This is a genomic window from Streptococcus suis, from assembly GCF_002964045.1.
Taxonomy (GTDB): Bacteria; Bacillota; Bacilli; order Lactobacillales; family Streptococcaceae; genus Streptococcus; species Streptococcus suis_U.
Genome location: NZ_POPB01000290.1, coordinates 1 through 303 on the forward strand (window position 1 = coordinate 1; position 303 = coordinate 303).

General features: G+C 27.7%; 1 protein-coding gene. It reads right to left on the bottom strand.

What is annotated here, in order from left to right; all coding sequences use genetic code 11:
• Nucleotides 1–303, bottom strand: a 303-nt coding sequence (locus tag C1E99_RS14655; RefSeq protein ID WP_161951146.1) for a hypothetical protein, incomplete at both ends; no start/stop codon positions are given.

Sequence of the window (303 nt, forward strand, 5' to 3'; positions counted from 1 at the left end):
TATAACAATTCAAACTCTATAGAACCTTCAATTCCTGCATAATTTCCATACTCTTCTTCTTTATAGATTGTTAACAAGAGTTCAGCTTCCTTTATTGCTGAAAATAATGCTGAATCTAAACTGAAATTTGCGGATATCCCGGATGATAGTATTTTTTTATTTGAGAAAACGAAAATGTAGATTACTTCTAAATTTGAAATTATTCTAGAATTTAAAATTACAATCTCATCAACTCTATCATCTATATTTCGAAACCTATCCAACATATCATCAAAAATCGGTTTGGGTAAGTTAATTTTTTGT